This window comes from Streptomyces sp. NPDC102437, from assembly GCF_044765565.1.
Classification (GTDB): Bacteria; Actinomycetota; Actinomycetes; order Streptomycetales; family Streptomycetaceae; genus Streptomyces.
The window spans coordinates 69,097-84,606 of sequence record NZ_JBIWKI010000031.1 but is presented as its reverse complement, the minus strand read 5'-3'; the positions used below and the strand labels follow the sequence as shown (position 1 = coordinate 84,606).

General features: G+C 72.2%; 13 protein-coding genes. 3 read left to right on the top strand and 10 right to left on the bottom strand.

Features of this window, described 5'->3' with window-relative positions; all coding sequences use genetic code 11:
* Positions 1 to 325: 325 nt before the first annotated feature.
* The 6 genes from ACIRJP_RS31295 to ACIRJP_RS31270 all read right to left on the bottom strand — a co-directional run bounded on the left by ACIRJP_RS31295 (position 326) and on the right by ACIRJP_RS31270 (position 6,115).
* A complete protein-coding gene (locus ACIRJP_RS31295) occupies positions 326 to 1,351 on the bottom strand; it encodes a VOC family protein (RefSeq protein WP_404181309.1) in 1,026 nt (341 codons plus the stop codon).
* Positions 1,352 to 1,453: 102 nt separating this feature from the next.
* Positions 1,454 to 2,347 carry an ectoine hydroxylase gene (gene thpD, locus ACIRJP_RS31290; RefSeq protein WP_404181305.1) on the bottom strand — a complete coding sequence of 298 codons (894 nt, stop codon included), beginning with the start codon at positions 2,345 to 2,347 and terminating at the stop codon, positions 1,454 to 1,456.
* 3 nt (positions 2,348 to 2,350) lie between these two features.
* Positions 2,351 to 2,749, bottom strand: a complete 399-nt coding sequence (locus ACIRJP_RS31285; protein ID WP_404181302.1) for an ectoine synthase — start codon at positions 2,747 to 2,749, stop codon at positions 2,351 to 2,353.
* 67 nt (positions 2,750 to 2,816) lie between these two features.
* The gene (gene ectB, locus ACIRJP_RS31280; protein WP_376415388.1) at positions 2,817 to 4,085 is read right to left on the bottom strand and encodes a diaminobutyrate--2-oxoglutarate transaminase; all 1,269 of its coding nucleotides are present in this window, start codon (positions 4,083 to 4,085) and stop codon (positions 2,817 to 2,819) included.
* A gap of 44 nt (positions 4,086 to 4,129) precedes the next feature.
* Complete coding sequence (gene ectA / locus ACIRJP_RS31275) at positions 4,130 to 4,594, bottom strand: diaminobutyrate acetyltransferase (RefSeq protein WP_404181319.1); 465 nt, start codon at positions 4,592 to 4,594, stop codon at positions 4,130 to 4,132.
* 417 nt (positions 4,595 to 5,011) lie between these two features.
* On the bottom strand, positions 5,012 to 6,115 hold the full coding sequence (locus ACIRJP_RS31270) for a pyridoxal-phosphate-dependent aminotransferase family protein (protein WP_404181299.1): 1,104 nt from the start codon (positions 6,113 to 6,115) through the stop codon (positions 5,012 to 5,014).
* A 134-nt stretch (positions 6,116 to 6,249) separates the two neighbouring features.
* On the opposite strand from ACIRJP_RS31270, the gene ACIRJP_RS31265 reads away from it, so the two are divergent.
* The gene (locus ACIRJP_RS31265) at positions 6,250 to 7,326 is read left to right on the top strand and encodes an amidohydrolase family protein (protein WP_404181316.1); all 1,077 of its coding nucleotides are present in this window, start codon (positions 6,250 to 6,252) and stop codon (positions 7,324 to 7,326) included.
* A gap of 324 nt (positions 7,327 to 7,650) precedes the next feature.
* Positions 7,651 to 8,739 (top strand): SCO1860 family LAETG-anchored protein, encoded by a 1,089-nt coding sequence (locus ACIRJP_RS31260; protein WP_404181297.1) that lies wholly within the window; start codon positions 7,651 to 7,653, stop codon positions 8,737 to 8,739.
* A gap of 58 nt (positions 8,740 to 8,797) precedes the next feature.
* Here ACIRJP_RS31260 and cobC read toward each other — a convergent pair whose 3' ends face one another.
* On the bottom strand, positions 8,798 to 10,504 hold the full coding sequence (gene cobC, locus ACIRJP_RS31255) for an Rv2231c family pyridoxal phosphate-dependent protein CobC (RefSeq protein WP_404181294.1): 1,707 nt from the start codon (positions 10,502 to 10,504) through the stop codon (positions 8,798 to 8,800).
* Between the two features lie 227 nt (positions 10,505 to 10,731).
* Between cobC and ACIRJP_RS31250 the strand changes: the two genes are divergently transcribed.
* Positions 10,732 to 11,454, top strand: a complete 723-nt coding sequence (locus tag ACIRJP_RS31250) for a ZIP family metal transporter (protein WP_404181291.1) — start codon at positions 10,732 to 10,734, stop codon at positions 11,452 to 11,454.
* Between the two features lie 14 nt (positions 11,455 to 11,468).
* On the opposite strand, the gene ACIRJP_RS31245 is transcribed toward ACIRJP_RS31250, so the two are convergent.
* Genes ACIRJP_RS31245 through ACIRJP_RS31235 form a run of 3 tightly spaced genes read right to left on the bottom strand, consistent with a single transcriptional unit; the run spans position 11,469 to position 15,470 of the window.
* Entirely contained in the window at positions 11,469 to 12,842 is a 1,374-nt protein-coding gene (locus tag ACIRJP_RS31245; RefSeq protein ID WP_404181288.1) for a cobyrinate a,c-diamide synthase, read from the bottom strand.
* 10 nt (positions 12,843 to 12,852) lie between these two features.
* Positions 12,853 to 13,452 carry a cob(I)yrinic acid a,c-diamide adenosyltransferase gene (cobO, locus tag ACIRJP_RS31240; RefSeq protein WP_404181285.1) on the bottom strand — a complete coding sequence of 200 codons (600 nt, stop codon included), beginning with the start codon at positions 13,450 to 13,452 and terminating at the stop codon, positions 12,853 to 12,855.
* Positions 13,452 to 15,470 (bottom strand): putative cobaltochelatase, encoded by a 2,019-nt coding sequence (locus ACIRJP_RS31235; protein WP_404181282.1) that lies wholly within the window; start codon positions 15,468 to 15,470, stop codon positions 13,452 to 13,454. The genes cobO and ACIRJP_RS31235 overlap by 1 nt, the downstream gene beginning before the upstream one ends.
* Positions 15,471 to 15,510: the final 40 nt, after the last annotated feature.

The window sequence follows — 15,510 nt, the reverse complement described above, 5'->3', positions numbered from 1 at the left end:
CTACACACGGCGCGGCCACTCGTTCGCGGGACAGGCCGGTCGAACCCGCCCCGCACTCGGCACCACGCCGCTACAATCCCCACGCTCAAGCCGTTTACCAGGACATACACCGAAGTCCGGCTGGAGTACTAGGGCCTGTCCGGCGGATCGTGGCCGGGGTCGCGGCGTCTGGCACGGCACCTCGCGGCGTCGCCGAAACGTCCGAACAGCTCCGCTGTCAAGATGCTCCGGCGCCGTGCGATGCACCGCACCGGACGCCGCGCCCTGTCCGACCCTGATCCGCCCCGCCGGACAGACCCTGGTCCCGGGCGCCCGCCGCCCCGCGCTACTCCTGGCCGGACTCGTCCAGCGGGGCGCTGCGCCACTTCCACGAGGTGACGCGGGGGTGGCCGGGCAGTTCGCCGCGGCCGGTGGCCCAGAGCAGTACGGCCCAGCGGTCGGCGTCCTTCGGGGCGTCCGGGAACAGCCGGGCCAGCACCCGGTCGCAGAGGCCGGCGGGCGGGGTCCAGCCGGCCCCCAGGCTCGTGGCGATGTCGTGCGTGTGGACCAGGGTCTCCACGATGCCCATCGCGGCGAAGCCCTCCGGGTCGGACACCCCGTAGGAGTGGTACGAGCGGATCCCGGGCAGCGCCGTCCGCACCATCGAGGCGAGCAGCGCACCGCAGGCATCCAGGGTCAGGAACAGCCCGGCGGTTCCGGCCGACCGGTCCGCGAAGACCGCGTTCATCGGACCGCCCTCGCGGTCGGCGCTCCAGCGGAACGGGACGTACGCGTCCACCGACGGCCGCTGCGGGCCCAGTTGGGTCGCGTAGCTGAAGAGGTCGTCTCCCAGATGCTCGGCGGTCTCCCAGCAGGTCCATTCCAACGACCCCGCCGCAGAGTGCCACTTGTCCACCGGGGAGTCCCGGAGCGCGTCGATCGCGAGACGTACCGCGGTGGTCACGTCGTCCGCCGTGACCGGCAGCCGGGTCCCGGCCAGGGCCGCCCGTTCCGCCGCACCGCACTCGACGCAGAACTCGTTGCCCTCGGGGTCGCCGAGCGTCGCCCAGCCCCGCCCGTTCGGTTTGCGGTGATCGGCGACGAGCGTGGCGCCCAGTCCGAGCAGCCGCTCGACCTCCTCGTCCCGGGTCCGGTCCTGCGGCTGAATGTCCAGGTGGACGCGGTTCTTGCCGTTCCTGGGCTCCGGGACCCGGATGAAGAGCAGCGCGGCACCGGGAGCCTCGACGAGCACCTCGGGGTCACCGGGGGCGTCCTGGTCGGAGATCGGGGCGTCGAGCACCTCGGACCAGAAGCGGGCGAGTCCGTAGGCGTCGGAGCAGTCGATGGTGATGTGACGTACCAGTGAGGTCATGGAGCCCACCCTCGCCGTCGGCCGCCGTGCCGGTCCAGCGATTTCGGGGCGGGAGGAACGGGAGGGGCGTCGGCGCGGATGACGCCCCTCCCGCGGGTCACCTCATCGCACCGGGGTGAAGTCCCTGGCCCCGATGAACTCCGGGCGCCGCGCCGGCGCCGCGAACGGCTCCTCGGCGGCGTTCTCCACGCTGTTGAAGACGATGAAGACATTGCTGCGCGGGTACGGGGTGATGTTGTCGCCCGAGCCGTGCATGCAGTTGCAGTCGAACCAGGTCGCCGAACCCGCCCGGCCCGTGAAGAGCTTGATGCCGTGCCGGTCGGCCAGCTTCGCCAGGGCCTCGTCGGACGGGGTTCCGGCGTCCTGCATCTTCAGGGACTTCTTGTAGTTGTCCCTGGGCGTCTCGCCCGCGCAGCCGAGGAACGACTTGTGCGAACCGGGCATGATCATCAGCCCGCCGTTGGTGTCGTGGTTCTCCGTCAGCGCGATCGACACGGACACCGCCCGCATGTTCGGCAGCCCGTCCTCGGCGTGCCAGGTCTCGAAGTCCGAGTGCCAGTAGAACCCCGAGGCGCCGAAGCCCGGCTTGACGTTGATCCGGGACTGGTGGACGTACACGTCCGAGCCGAGGATCTGCCGGGCCCGGCCCACCACCCGCTCGTCCTCGACCAGCCGGGCGAAGACCTCGCTGATCCGGTGGACCTCGAAGACCGACCGTACCTTCTGCGACTTCGGCTCGATGATCGAGCGCTCGTCGGCCCGCACCGCCGGATCGGCGATCAGCCGTTCCAGCTCGGAGTGGTAGGCGGCGACCTCGTCGGGGGTGATCAGCTGGTCGACGGTGAGGAAGCCATCGCGCTCGAAGCCCTGGAGGTCCCGCACGGTCACCGGGCCGGGGGCACCGGGCGGGGACCAGATCACCGGGTCCTGGCGGGGGGTGGTCATCTCGGCGGTGCCGCGCGTGGGGTAGAGATCGGTGCGTCCGGCGGTGGTCATGGTTCAGCCCTCCTCGGTCAGCAGTGGGTAGACACCGTTCTCGTCGTGTTCCTCCCGCCCGGTGACCGGCGGGTTGAAGACGCAGACGCAGCGGAAGTCGGTCTTCGGCCGCATGGTGTGGTGTTCATGGCCGTTCAGCAGATACATCGTGCCGGGGGTGATCCAGTGCTTCTCGCCGGTCTCGTCGTTGGTGAGTTCGGCCTCGCCCTCGACGCACAGGACGGCCTCGATGTGGTTCGCGTACCACATCGACGTCTCCGTGCCCGCGTACATCGTGGTCTCGTGGAGGGAGAAGCCCACGTTCTCCTGCGCGAGCACGATGCGCTTGCTCTCCCAGGTGCCGGAAGCGGCCTTCACATGCCGGTCGGTGTTCTCGATGTCGCTGAACGAGCGGACGATCACGGTGGGTCGGTACCTTTCTCTCTGCGGTGGCGCTTCTCGCCGGACCCGCGCCGGGGCGGGTCCGGAATCAGACGGTGTCGCGGATCGCGCGGGCCAGCGTGCGCAGGCCCTCGTCCAGCTCGTCGGGGGTGATGATCAGCGGCGGCAGCAGTTTCACGACCTCGCTGCGCGGGCCGGAGGTCTCCACCAGCAGCCCCAGTTCGAAGGCGCGGGCGCAGATCGCGGCGGCGCGTGCCTCGTCGGTGAACTCCAGGCCCCAGACCAGGCCGCGGCCCCGGTACCGGGCGCCGAGAGCGGAGTGCTCGTCGCAGATCGGGAGCAGGGCCTGCTCGATCTGCTCACCCCGGACCAGGGTCTGCTTCTCCATCTGGCCGTCCGCCCAGTAGGCGTCCAGCGCGGCGGCGGCCGTGACGAACGCCGGGTTGTTGCCGCGGAAGGTGCCGTTGTGCTCGCCCGGCCCCCAGATGTCCAGCTCCGGGTTGAACAGGCAGAGGGACATGGGCAGTCCGTAGCCGCTGATGGACTTCGACAGGGTCACGATGTCGGGGACGATGCCGGCCTCCTCGAACGAGAAGAACGACCCGGTGCGTCCGCAGCCCATCTGGATGTCGTCGACGATCAGGAGCATGTCGCGACGCCGGCACAGGTCGGCCAGCGCCCGCAGCCACTCGGGGCGCGCCACGTTGATGCCGCCCTCGCCCTGCACCGTCTCGACGATCACGGCGGCGGGCTTGTTGAGCCCGGATCCCTGGTCCTCCAGGAGCCGTTCGAACCAGAGGAAGTCGGGTACCTTGCCGTCGAGGTAGTTGTCGAACGGCATCGGGGTGCCGTGCACGAGCGGGATGCCGGCGCCGGCCCGCTTGAAGGCGTTGCCGGTGACGGCGAGCGAGCCGAGCGACATGCCGTGGAAGGCGTTGGTGAAGGACACGATGGACTCGCGCCCCTTCACCTTGCGGGCCAGCTTCAGCGCCGCCTCGACCGCGTTGGTGCCCGTCGGCCCGGGGAACATCACTTTGTACGGGAGGTCGCGCGGGCGCAGCACGTTGTTCTGGAAGGACTCCAGGAAGGTCCGCTTGGCCGTGGTGGCCATGTCCAGGCCGTGGGTGATGCCGTCGCGCTCGATGTAGTCGATCAGCGCACGTTTCAGCACCGGGTTGTTGTGCCCGTAGTTGAGTGACCCCGCGCCGGCGAAGAAGTCGAGGTAGCTGTGGCCGTCCTCGTCGGTCAGCCGGGCGCCCTGCGCACGGTCGAACACGGCGGGCCAGCCGCGGCAGTAGCTCCGTACCTCCGACTCCAGGGTCTCGAAGACACTCAGCGCGGGCGGGGTGATGGTCACAGGGGATCTCCTGCTTGAGAGAGGGGGGTGGGGCGCCGGGAGGCTCAGGCGTGGAACGGGCCGATGCGGTACAGGACTTCGGGCAGGTGGTTCCCCTCGGGGAACAGCCCGCCGTCGAAGAGCACCTCGCGGTCCAGGGCCACGTCGTGGCGCTGTGCGTAGGAGGTGAACAGCCGGTCAGACGCGGTGTTGTCCGGGGTGACGGTCGTCTCGACCGAGGCCAGGCCCTGTTCGGCGGCGACCCGGGAGGTCAGTGCGTCCAGCAGCTTTCCGGCGAGCCCCGCCCCGCGGTGGGCGTGGTCGACGGCCACCTGCCAGACGACGAGCGTTCCGGGACGGTCCGGCCGGAGGTACCCCGTCACGAAGGCGACGGGTTCGCCGCTCTCGCCACGGGCGACCACGGAGGTCGCGGTGAAGTCACGGCACCACAGCAGGTAGCTGTACGAGGAGTTGAGGTCCAGGACCTCGGAGTCGCGGGCGATGCGCCAGATCGCGGCCCCGTCCTCCACTCGTGGGGTGTCGATGGTGATGAATTCGTTTCGGGCACTTGCAAAATCTGCTGGCGCGGCGGTCATGCAAATTGAATTTACCCAGCAAATTTCGAAATTGCATCGATGTGAGGGGTTGGGTGGGATGGCCCTCTGTGTTATCACGCGGGCGCGTGCCCCGGCGCGAGCAGGGAGCGTTTTCTTCTGTTTTGGTGGCTATTTATCCGGCATAACGGTCGCGGTGTGGAGTAGGTCACATGGTTGTAACTCTCGTGCGACGCAACGGAATTGTGTGGTTCTGGCTCGCTCGGAGCCACTGGAAACTCGGGTGTTTAGGGTCCGGGAAACCGGGCAGAAGAATGCGGGGAGCTGCTCTGAATAAAGCAGCTCCCCGCATTCGGATCCCCGTGTTCGAGAAATATTTGATCCGGCCCCGATTTATTCGCTCGGCCAGGTTTGTGAAACGGCCTTGCGGGCAGCTTCGAAATCGACCTGCCGGCCCGAATCGGCCAGCGCCGCCCCCAGAGCCGCGAGCGAGGACCGCACCGCGCCCCGCGTCGCATCCACACCGTAGTGATTGACCCGGATCATCTCCTTGGACAGCGCACCCCCGCCCGCGATCAGCGGCAGCGAGGGGTCGGCCGCGAGCGCCCGTGCGACCAGCTCGGAGGCGTCGACCCCCTCGGGGGCGCGCAGCGTCGTCGCGACCGGCGCCGCCTCCGCGGCCTCGTGCACGTACGGCGAGAGGCCGCCGAGCGCCACCGCACCAGCACGTGTCGCCGCGGCGGCCGCCGCGTGACGGGCCATCAGCGCATCCAGGCCCTCGGTCTCGATGCGCTCCACACAGGCCTCCAGCGCCAGCATCTCCAGCTGGGCGGGGGCGTGCAGCAGGGCCTTTCGGCCGCCGTCGATCCAGCGCTCCTTCCAGTCAAGCAGCGAGAGGTAGGAACGGCGCGGAGCCTCGGGGTTGGCGGCGATCCGCTCCCACGCGCGCTCGCTCACCGACACCGCCGACACCCCGGCCGGGCCGCCCATAGCCTTCTGCGCGCCGATCACGCAGAGGTCGACGCCCCACACGTCCGGCAGCAGCGGCTCGGCACCCACCGAGGCGACGGCGTCCAGCATGAACAGCGCCCCGTGCGAACGGACCACCTCGCCGATCTCGGCGACCGGATTGGTGTTGCCGGTCGCCGCCTCCGCGTGGACCAGGGAGACGAAGTCGATCTCCGGGTGCTCGGCCAGCGCCCGCGCGACCTGGTCGGCGGTGACCGCCGTGTGGAAGGGGACCGCGAGATCGACCACATTGGCGCCGCAGTCCCGCAGCCAGTTCCCGAAGGTCTGCCCGTACGGCCCGGTGACGACGTTCAGCGCGGTCGAGCCGGGCCGGGCGCCGCCCCGGATGCAGCCTTCGAGGGGGAGCAGCGCCTCGCCCTGCATGATGACGACGTCCTGCTCGGTGGCGAGGAGGCCGGCCACCCGCTTCTCGATGGCCGCGAAGTGCGCGGCGGTGAGCGGGGCGAGGTCGAGGAAGGGGTGCGTCACGGTGGTGCTCTCTTCGGGTCGGATCGGGTCGGTGCGCGGTGCCGCGTACGGTCGGTGCTTCTGTCGAAGCGTACCGAGGGCCCCGCGCGCCGCCTCGTACAGTGCTGCCCATGAGTGATCACAGGGCATCTCAGGTGCTGCACGTGAAGGGGCGGGTGCTCGTCGGCCCCGACGACGTCCGGGACGAGCTCTGGGTGGTCGACGGGCGGATCTCCTACGGCCGGCCGGCCGGTGCGGACGGGGCGGTGACGGTCACCGGCTGGGTGCTGCCCGGCCTGGTGGACGCCCACTGCCACGTCGGGCTCGACCACCACGGTGCCGTGGACGCGGCGACCAGCGAGAAGCAGGCCCTCGCCGACCGGGAGGCGGGGGCGCTGCTGCTGCGGGACGCGGGGTCACCGGCCGACACCCGGTGGATCGACGACCGCGAGGACCTGCCGAAGATCATCAGGGCCGGCCGGCACATCGCCAGGCCCCGCAGGTACACCCGGAACTACGCCCACGAGATCGAGCCCGGCGAACTGGTGGCGTACGTCGCCCGGGAGGCGCGCCGCGGTGACGGCTGGGTGAAGCTGGTCGGCGACTGGATCGACCGGGAGGTGGGCGATCTGACGGCCCTCTGGCCGCGCGAGGCCGTCGAGGCGGCCATCGCCGAGGCGCACCGGCTCGGCGCCCGAGTCACCGCGCACTGCTTCGCCGAGGACTCGCTGCGCGATCTCGTGGAGGCCGGGATCGACTGCATCGAGCATGCCACCGGGCTCACCGAGGACACCATTCCGCTGTTCGCCGAGCGCGGTGTGGCGATCGTCCCCACCCTGGTCAACATCGCCACCTTCCCCTCGCTCGCGGCGGGCGGCGAGGCCAAGTTCCCCCGCTGGTCCGCCCATATGCGGCGGCTGCACGAGCGGCGCTACGACACGGTGCGCGCGGCGCACGACGCCGGCGTCCCGGTCTTCGTCGGCACCGACGCGGGCGGTGTGCTCGCCCACGGGCTGGTGGCGGACGAGGTCGCCGAGCTGGTGAAGGCGGGCATCCCGGCCCTGGACGCGCTGTCCGCGACGACCTGGGGCGCCCGCCGGTGGCTGGGGCGGCCGGGGCTGGAGGAGGGTGCTCCGGCGGACCTGGTGGTGTACGACGAGGACCCGAGGGCGGACGTACGGGTGCTCGCGGCGCCGCGGCGGGTGGTGCTGAACGGGCGGGTGATCGGCTGAGTCCGGCTGCCCCACGACGGGGTGCGCCGCGTCGACAGACGGATACCGAATCCCGGCCCTGTCGTCGAAGCACCTTCGCGCGCACCCCGGCGCAGCCGGTTCCGATGCGGTCCGCACTCAGCGGATCGGGTGACCCGGAGGAACGAACGTACCGAGGTATTCGAATACAGACACGGAAACCCCCCTTTGGGGTGAACTCACGTCAGGTGTCCGCCAGTTCACCCTCCGTGCGTAAAGATTTCGGGGTCGAGGCCACCGGAGCTCTCGATGTCCCCCATTGGACGGCACCGGTGGCTCCATGTCTCTTGTGGGGGTTCCACCACCTTGAACAGCAACACCTTCCGCCTGGCCGCCCTGGCGGTCGCAGCCGCTCCCGTCGCCCTGCTGGTCGCCGCCCCGGCGCAGGCCGCTCCCGCGGCCACCACGACCACCGGTGGCGGGAAGGCGAGCGCGGTCGTGCTCCGTACCGCACTCGACGTCTCGCTCCTGAACAAGACGGTCGACGTGCCGCTCAAGGCCACGCTCAACGAGGTGCAGGCACCCGCCGACGCCAAGGAGACCGCGCTCAGCGTGCGGCTCGACGGCGTGGAGGGCGGCCGGCCGGTCAGCGTGCTCGCCGCCGACGTGGCCACCGCGAACGCGACCGCCGACAAGCACCGGGCGGAGGGCTACAGCAATGTGGCCAAGGCCCGGGTGCATGTGCCCGGACTGCCGCTGCTCTCGCTGATCGAGGTGGAGAAGGTCACCTCCAGGGCCGTCTGCGAGGTGGGCAGGAAGCCGGTCGCCCAGTCGAACGTGCTGGGACACGTGTCGGTCCTCGGCAAGCGCATCGACCTCACCGCCGGCGGCACCACACGGGTCGCGGTCCCGGCCGTCGGCGAGGTGACCCTGGACCTCTCGAAGACGCACACCACCTCGCGCACCGCAGCGGCGACCGCGTTGCAGCTGAAGGTCTCCGTCAACCCGCTCAAGCTGAACGTCGCCGACGTGCAGGGCGAGATCACGCTCGCCGAGGCGACCTGCGAGACGCCGAAGCCGACCGGACCGGGTGGCGGCGACAACGGCGGTACGAGCAACGGCGGTTCGAGCAACGGCGGTTCGAGCAACGGTGGTTCGAGCACCGGCGGCTCCGGCGACGGCGGTTCGACCGGCGGCGGGTCGAACGGCGGTGATTCGGGTAACGGTGGTTCGAGCGGCGGCGGGTCCAGTGACGGCGGCAACAGCGGCAGCGGTGGCGCCGGCGGCGGAGACGTGAAGCCGCAGACCGGCACCGGCAACGAACCGGCCGCCGGATCGAACCTCGCGGAGACGGGCAGCAGCTCCACCACTCCGTACCTCGCGGGCGGCGCGGCCGTACTGCTGGCGGCGGGCGCCGGGGCGGTGGTCGTGGCCAGGCGGCGCGCCCGGAGCTGACCTGCCCGCAGGGGCGCCCGAGCGGGGCAGCCGGTGCCGGATCTCACCGGCTGCCCCGTCAGCGCACCGCCGCGCCCAGCGTCTGCAGCGCCTGGTCGAACGCCTGGAGGAAACGGTTCGTCGTGGCACGGTCGCGCACGGCCAGCCGCAGCCACTCGGGACCGAGCCCGGGAAACGTGTCTCCCCGCCGCGCCGCGAACCCCAGCAGCCGCAACCGCTCCCGCACCTCGGCGGCCCGCTCCAGGCGCACCAGGACGAACGGCGCCTCGGCCGGCTCCGCCACCCGCACCTCGGTGAACTCCCTGAGCCCCGCCACCAGATGGGCCCGGTCCACCGCGATCCGCTCCGCGGCGGCGGCCGCCTCGGCCAGGGCCCGCGGCTCCATGCATGCCTCGGCGGCGGTCAGCGCCGGGGCCGACACCGGCCACAGCGGCTGGGTCTCCTCCAGCGCGCGAACGATCCCGGGCTCGGCCAGCACGTAACCGATCCGCAGCCCCGCGAGCCCCCAGGTCTTGGTGAGGCTCCGCAGTACGACCAGCCCCGGGACGTCCGTACGCCCGCACAAGGTCTCGGGCTCGCCCGGCACCGCGTCCATGAACGCCTCGTCGACCACCAGCGTCCGGCCGGGACGGGCCAGTCGCTCCACCATCGCCGCCGGATGCAGAACCGACGTGGGGTTGGTCGGATTGCCGACCACCACCAGATCCGCGTCCTCGGGCACCGCCGACGGGTCCAGCCGGAACCCGTCCTCGGCCCGCAGCAGCACCCGCCCCACCTCGTGCCCGGCCGCGCGCAGCGCCGCCTCCGGCTCGGTGAACTGCGGATGGACCACGACCGGACGGCAGACCGGCAGCGCCCGCGCGATGAGCACGAACGCCTCGGCCGCACCCGCCGTCAGCAGCACCCGCTCCTTTGGTAGCCCGTGCCGGTCCGCGACCGCCGCCCGAGCGGCCCGGCCGTCCGGGTAGGCGGCGAGCGAGCCCAGCGAGCCGGCTATCCGTTCCCTCAGCCAGGCCGGGGGAGTACCGGCCCGTACGTTGACGGCGAGATCGGTCAGATCCCGGTCCCGTCCCCGTACTTCCACGTCACCGTGGTGCCGCAGATCGTGCGCGCCCGCGCCTGTCGCGTCGGGACTTTCGGTGGGAGTGTGCATGACCGCCGTGGGGGTGATGGTGGTGATGGCCGTCGTCGTGGGGACGGGGGCCGGCTGCCGCGGCCGTCCCGGTTCATCCTCTGAGTACGGCAGAACGACTATGCGCCCGGCACCGGGCTTCACGCAACGGCCGGGACCGGGGGGTACGTCCGGTGCCGGGAGGGCGTCGACCGCCGGGACGGGTGGACCGCGGCGCACCACCGCACAGGTCGCCATCGCCGCCCGCCCCCGCGGGGCCGACTTCCGCTTGGGCACCAGGAGCTCACCTCCCGCCGCGAGCGCGGCGGCCTCCGCGACCGACGGCGCCCCGACGGCGGCGAGCGGTGCGCCGGACGGACCGGGCACCTCGATCCGGGACAACTCCCCGGCCGGGTACGTCCGCAGCGGTACGCCGAGCGCCGCCGCCGCCGCGACGATGCCCGGCTCGTCCGCCTTGGCGTCCACGGTCACCAGCTCCGCGATGCCCGTCGGCGAGAGCCCGGCCTCGCGCAGGGTGTCCCGGATCAGCCCGAGGATCTCGTCGACCGGTGCGCCCCTGGACGCACCGACCCCGACGGCGAGCGTCGCGCCGGGAGGGGTGGCCGAGGCGGCCGCGTCGGGGGATGCGGACATGGAGCGGATTCCCTTCACAAGGAGTGCGCGGTTCAAAAGGAACGCACGGATCTCACAGAGTGCGCGGTTCACAGAGTGCGCGGTTCACAAGGAATGGATGGGGCGCGAGGAGTGCGCGTGGTTCACAAGGAGTGCGCGGGTCGCGAGGAACGAGAGGGTTGTAAGGAATGCGCGGGCGCGGGCGTGCTGAGATGCGCGAACCGCGGGCGATCGGCTAGCAAGAGCGCATGGCGGTGTTCGTCGCGCTCGGCGCGTTCCTGATGACCCTGGCAGGCGGCTGGGTCGCCCAGCGCGTCACCGACCGCCGTCACCTGGTGCTCGGCTTCGCCGGCGGGCTGATGCTCGGGGTGGTCGGCCTGGACCTGTTGCCGGAGGCGATGGAGGCCGCGGGCGAACCCGTCTTCGGGGTCCCGGCCGCCCTGCTGCTGTTCGTCGGCGGCTTCCTCCTCGCCCACCTCGTGGAGCGGCTGCTCGCGGTACGCCAGGCGGCACACGGCGCGGGCGAGGAACGGGTGCCGCAGGTCGGGCTCACGGCAGCGGCGGCGATGGTCGGCCACAGCCTGATGGACGGCGTCGCACTCGGCGCCGCCTTCCAGGTGGGCGCCGGCATGGGAGCCGCCGTCGCGCTCGCCGTCATCACGCACGACTTCGCCGACGGCTTCAACACTTACACGATCACCAGCCTGTACGGGAACGCCCGCCGCAAGGCCGTGATCATGCTGTTCGCGGACGCGCTGGCACCGATCGTGGGCGCCGCGACGACGCTCCTGTTCACCCTTCCGGCGGAACTTCTCGGCTGCTATCTCGGCTTCTTCGGCGGCGCGCTGCTCTACCTCGCCGCCGCCGAGATCCTCCCCGAGGCACACCACCGGCACCCGGCCCGCTCCACGCTGCTGTGCACCGTGGCCGGGGTGGGCTTCATCTGGCTCGTGGTGGGCATCGCGGACTGAGCGCCGCACGCGCTTCACCCCCGGCACCGCTCGACGAACCGGCGCGCCATGCCGGGCGCCGAGGCCCAGTGCGTGTGCAGATAGCTCGCGTGCACGCCCCGCTGCACGTACCCCTCGACCCGCCGCTCCGGCTGGTGCATGCCCCACGCCGGATCGGCCCCGGCACCCGGCTCCAGCACGGTGCGGTGGAACTCGTGACCGCGCACCCGGGTGCCGGGGGCCGCCAGCACGCTGTCGGAGACCGCCACCGCCTCCCGGTAGCCGAGCGTCAGCCGCTTCGACATCCGGGCCCCGGCATCGAGTACACCGCACATCGGCAGCCCGTCGAGCGAACGCGCCAGATACAGGAGCCCGGCACACTCGGCGGACACCGGAGCCCCGGACTCCGCCAGCCCGGCGACGGCCCCGCGCAGCGCCGCGTTTGCGGACAGCTCACCCGCGTACACCTCCGGGAAGCCCCCGCCTATGACCAGCCCCCGGGTGCCCTCGGGCAGCGCCTCGTCCCGCAACGGATCGAACGGCACCACCTCGGCCCCGGCGGCGGTGAGCAGCTCGGTGTGCTCGGCGTACGAGAAGGTGAACGCGGCGCCGGAGGCCACCGCCACGACCGGGCGCGCGGTGGGAGCGGACAGCTCCACGGGCCCGCCGCAGCCGCCGATCTCCCCCGCCGCGTCCCACACCTCGCCCGGCAGCGCGGGCGCCGACCTGGCCAGCGCCATCAGCGCCTCCAGATCGCACCCCGCCACCACCTGCTCCCGCATCGCCGCGACCGCGCCCACCGCGTCGCCGCGCCGCTCGGCCACCGGCACCAGACCCAGATGGCGCGACGGCACGGCCACCTGCTCGGCCCGGTGCAGCACCCCGAGCACCGGCAGACCGGACTCCTCCAGCGCGTCCCGCAGCAGCGCCTCGTGCCGCTGGGAGCCGACCTTGTTCAGGATCACCCCGCCCAGCCGCACCTGCGGATCCCACGAGGCGAAGCCGTGCACCAGCGCGGCCACGGAACGCGACTGCGACGACGCGTCGACGACCAGCACCACCGGCGCCCGCAACAGCTTCGCCACCTGGGCGGTCGACGCCAGTTCGCCCTGCCCCGACGCACCGTCGTACAGCCCCATCACGCCCTCGACCACCGCCAGGTCGCACCCCCGCGCCCCGTGCGCGAACAGCGGAGCGACCCGGTCGGGGCCACACATGTACGCGTCGAGGTTGCGTCCGGGCCGGCCCGTGGCCAGCGTGTGGTAGCCGGGATCGATGTAGTCGGGCCCGACCTTGTGCGGGGACACGGCGAGGCCCCGCCCCGCGAAGGCCGCCATCAGCCCAGTGGCGACGGTGGTCTTGCCGCTGCCCGACGAGGGCGCGGCGATCACCAGACGAGGAATGTTCACTGCCGGTGCCTCACCATTCGATACCCCGCTGGCCCTTCTGACCGGCGTCCATCGGGTGCTTGACCTTCGACATCTCGGTCACCAGATCGGCGGCGTCCAGCAGCTTCTGCGGCGCGTTGCGCCCGGTGACGACCACGTGCTGCGCACCGGGGCGCTCGCGCAGCACCTCGACCACCTCGTCGGTGTCGATCCACCCCCAGTGCATCGGGTACGCGAACTCGTCGAGGACGTACAGCCGGTACGTCTCGGCGGCCAGGTCGCGCTTGACCTGCTCCCAGCCCTCGCGCGCCGCCTCCTCGTTGTCCATCTGGCCGTCGCGCTGCACCCATGACCAGCCCTCGCCCATCTTGTTCCAGACGACGGACCCGCCCTCGCCGCTGGCCCCGAGGACCTTCAGCGCGTTCTCCTCGCCGACCTTCCACTTCGCCGACTTGACGAACTGGAAGACACCGATCGGCCACCCCTGATTCCAGGCGCGCAGCGCGAGCCCGAAGGCCGCCGTCGACTTCCCCTTGCCGGTGCCGGTGTGCACCATCAGCAGCGGACGATTGCGGCGCTGACGGGTCGTGAGCCCGTCGTCGGGCACGGTGGTCGGCTGTCCCTGCGGCATTACGCGGCCCTCCTGTTGGTTTCCTGAACGTCCTTGACGAGCCCGGCGATCGCCTCGGCCCGCAATTCGTCGAGCGTGACGGCGCTTCCCCCCAGATCGCGCGCGAGGCTTCCCGCGAGGCCGAGCCGTACCGGGCCCGACTCGCAGTCCACGACGACGGACGCGACGCCCTCCGCCTCGTGCAGCCGCGCCGCCCGGGAGGCCAGTGCCACCGGGTCGGGCCCCCCGGTCGCCCGCCCGTCGGTCACCACGACCAGCAACGGCCGCCGCGACGGATCGCGCAGCCGCTCCACCCGCAGCACCTCGTGGGCCTTGAGCAGCCCGGCCGCGAGCGGGGTGCGCCCGCCGGTCGGCAGCAGCTCCAGCCGCGCCGCCGCGGCGTCCACCGACGACGTCGGGGGCAGCGCCACCTCGGCCTCCCTGCCCCGGAAGGTGATCAGCCCGACCTTGTCCCGCCGCTGGTACGCGTCCAGCAGCAGCGAGAGGACCGCACCCTTCACCGCGGCCATCCGATGCCGGGCGGCCATCGACCCGGAGGCGTCCACCACGAAGAGCACGAGGTTGCCCTCGCGTCCCTCCCGGACCGCCTGCCGCAGGTCGTCCCGCCGGACCACAAGACCGCGCCCGGACCGGCCCCGCGTCCGCTGGTGCGGGGCGGCGGCCTGCACGGTCGCCGCCAGATGCAGCTTGGTCAGGGCGCCCTGCGGACGCCGCGCGCCGGTCGTACGCCCGTGCTCGGTGCGGGCCCGGGAGCGCCGTCCCGCCGCGCCCTCGCCCAGCCCGGGAACGCTCAGCATCTTCGTGCGGAACGGCTCGGTGGCGGCCACCGGCTGCCGCTCACCGCCCCCGGAGGACTGCCCCTGCCCTTGTTCCCGGCCCTGTTCCGGTACGGACGGAGCGGGCGTGTCGCCGGACTCGCCCCCGGCGTCCGGCGGCGTCTCGGGGCCGTCGCCGCGCGGGGGGCGGCCGCCGCCACCCGGGCCGTCCGGGTCCGGGTCGTCGTCCTCGCCGCCGTTCTGCTCCAGCGTGTCGTCGAGCTTGTCCTCGTCGAGGCCCGGCGCGTCGAACGGATTGCGCCGGCGCCGGTGGGGGAGGGCGAGCAGGGCGGCCTGCCGCACGTCCTCGGCGAGCACATCCGTACGCCCCGCCCAGGCGGCCAGCGCGGTGGCCGTCCGCGCCATCACGATGTCCGCGCGCATCCCGTCGACCTCGAAGGCCGCGCAGGTGGCCGCGATCTGCCGCAACGCCGCGTCGCCGAGCCGCACTTCGGGCAGGAGGGCACGCGCGGCGACGATCCTCGCCCGCAACGCGTCCTCGTCGTCGGCCCACTTGGCGGCGAACGCCGCCGGGTCGTCGTCGTACGCGAGCCGCCGCCGCACGACCTCGACCCGCTGATCGGTCTCCCGGGACGCGGCGACCTCCACGGTCAGCCCGAACCGGTCGAGCAACTGCGGCCGCAGCTCGCCCTCCTCGGGGTTCATCGTCCCCACGAGCAGGAATCGCGCCGCGTGCCGTACGGAGACGCCTTCGCGCTCCACGTACGAGGCACCCATCGCCGCCGCGTCCAGCAGCAGGTCCACGAGGTGGTCGTGGAGCAGGTTGACCTCGTCGACGTAGAGGATCCCGCGATGCGCGTCGGCGAGCAGGCCCGGCTCGAACGCCTTCACGCCCTCCGCGAGCGCCCGCTCGATGTCGAGCGCCCCGACGAGCCGGTCCTCGGACGCGCCGACCGGCAGCTCCACCATCCGGGCATCCCGCGGCACACCGGTCCCGGCGTCGTGGGGGCCGTCCGGACACACCGGGTCGGGCGACGCGGGGTCGCAGGAGAAACGGCAGCCGGAGACGACGTCCACCTCGGGCAGCAGCGCCGAGAGCGCGCGCACGGCGGTGCTCTTGGCGGTGCCCTTCTCCCCGCGCACGAGGACGCCGCCGATGTTCGGTGCGACGGAGTTGAGAAGCAGGGCGAGTTGCAGGTCCTGCTGCCCGACGACGGCGGTGAACGGGAAATGCGTGCTCACGGGGCGATCCCTCCTGCGGGTGAGTGGGCATGAAGAAGGC

Coding starts and splice junctions, on each gene's coding strand:
- thpD (WP_404181305.1), bottom strand. CDS start 2,347: ATGACCACCGCCGGACGCACCGATCTCTACCCCACGCGCGGCACCGCC.
- cobC (WP_404181294.1), bottom strand. CDS start 10,504: ATGTCCGCATCCCCCGACGCGGCCGCCTCGGCCACCCCTCCCGGCGCG.
- cobO (WP_404181285.1), bottom strand. CDS start 13,452: ATGCCGCAGGGACAGCCGACCACCGTGCCCGACGACGGGCTCACGACC.
- ACIRJP_RS31295 (WP_404181309.1), bottom strand. CDS start 1,351: ATGACCTCACTGGTACGTCACATCACCATCGACTGCTCCGACGCCTAC.
- ACIRJP_RS31250 (WP_404181291.1), top strand. CDS start 10,732: ATGGCGGTGTTCGTCGCGCTCGGCGCGTTCCTGATGACCCTGGCAGGC.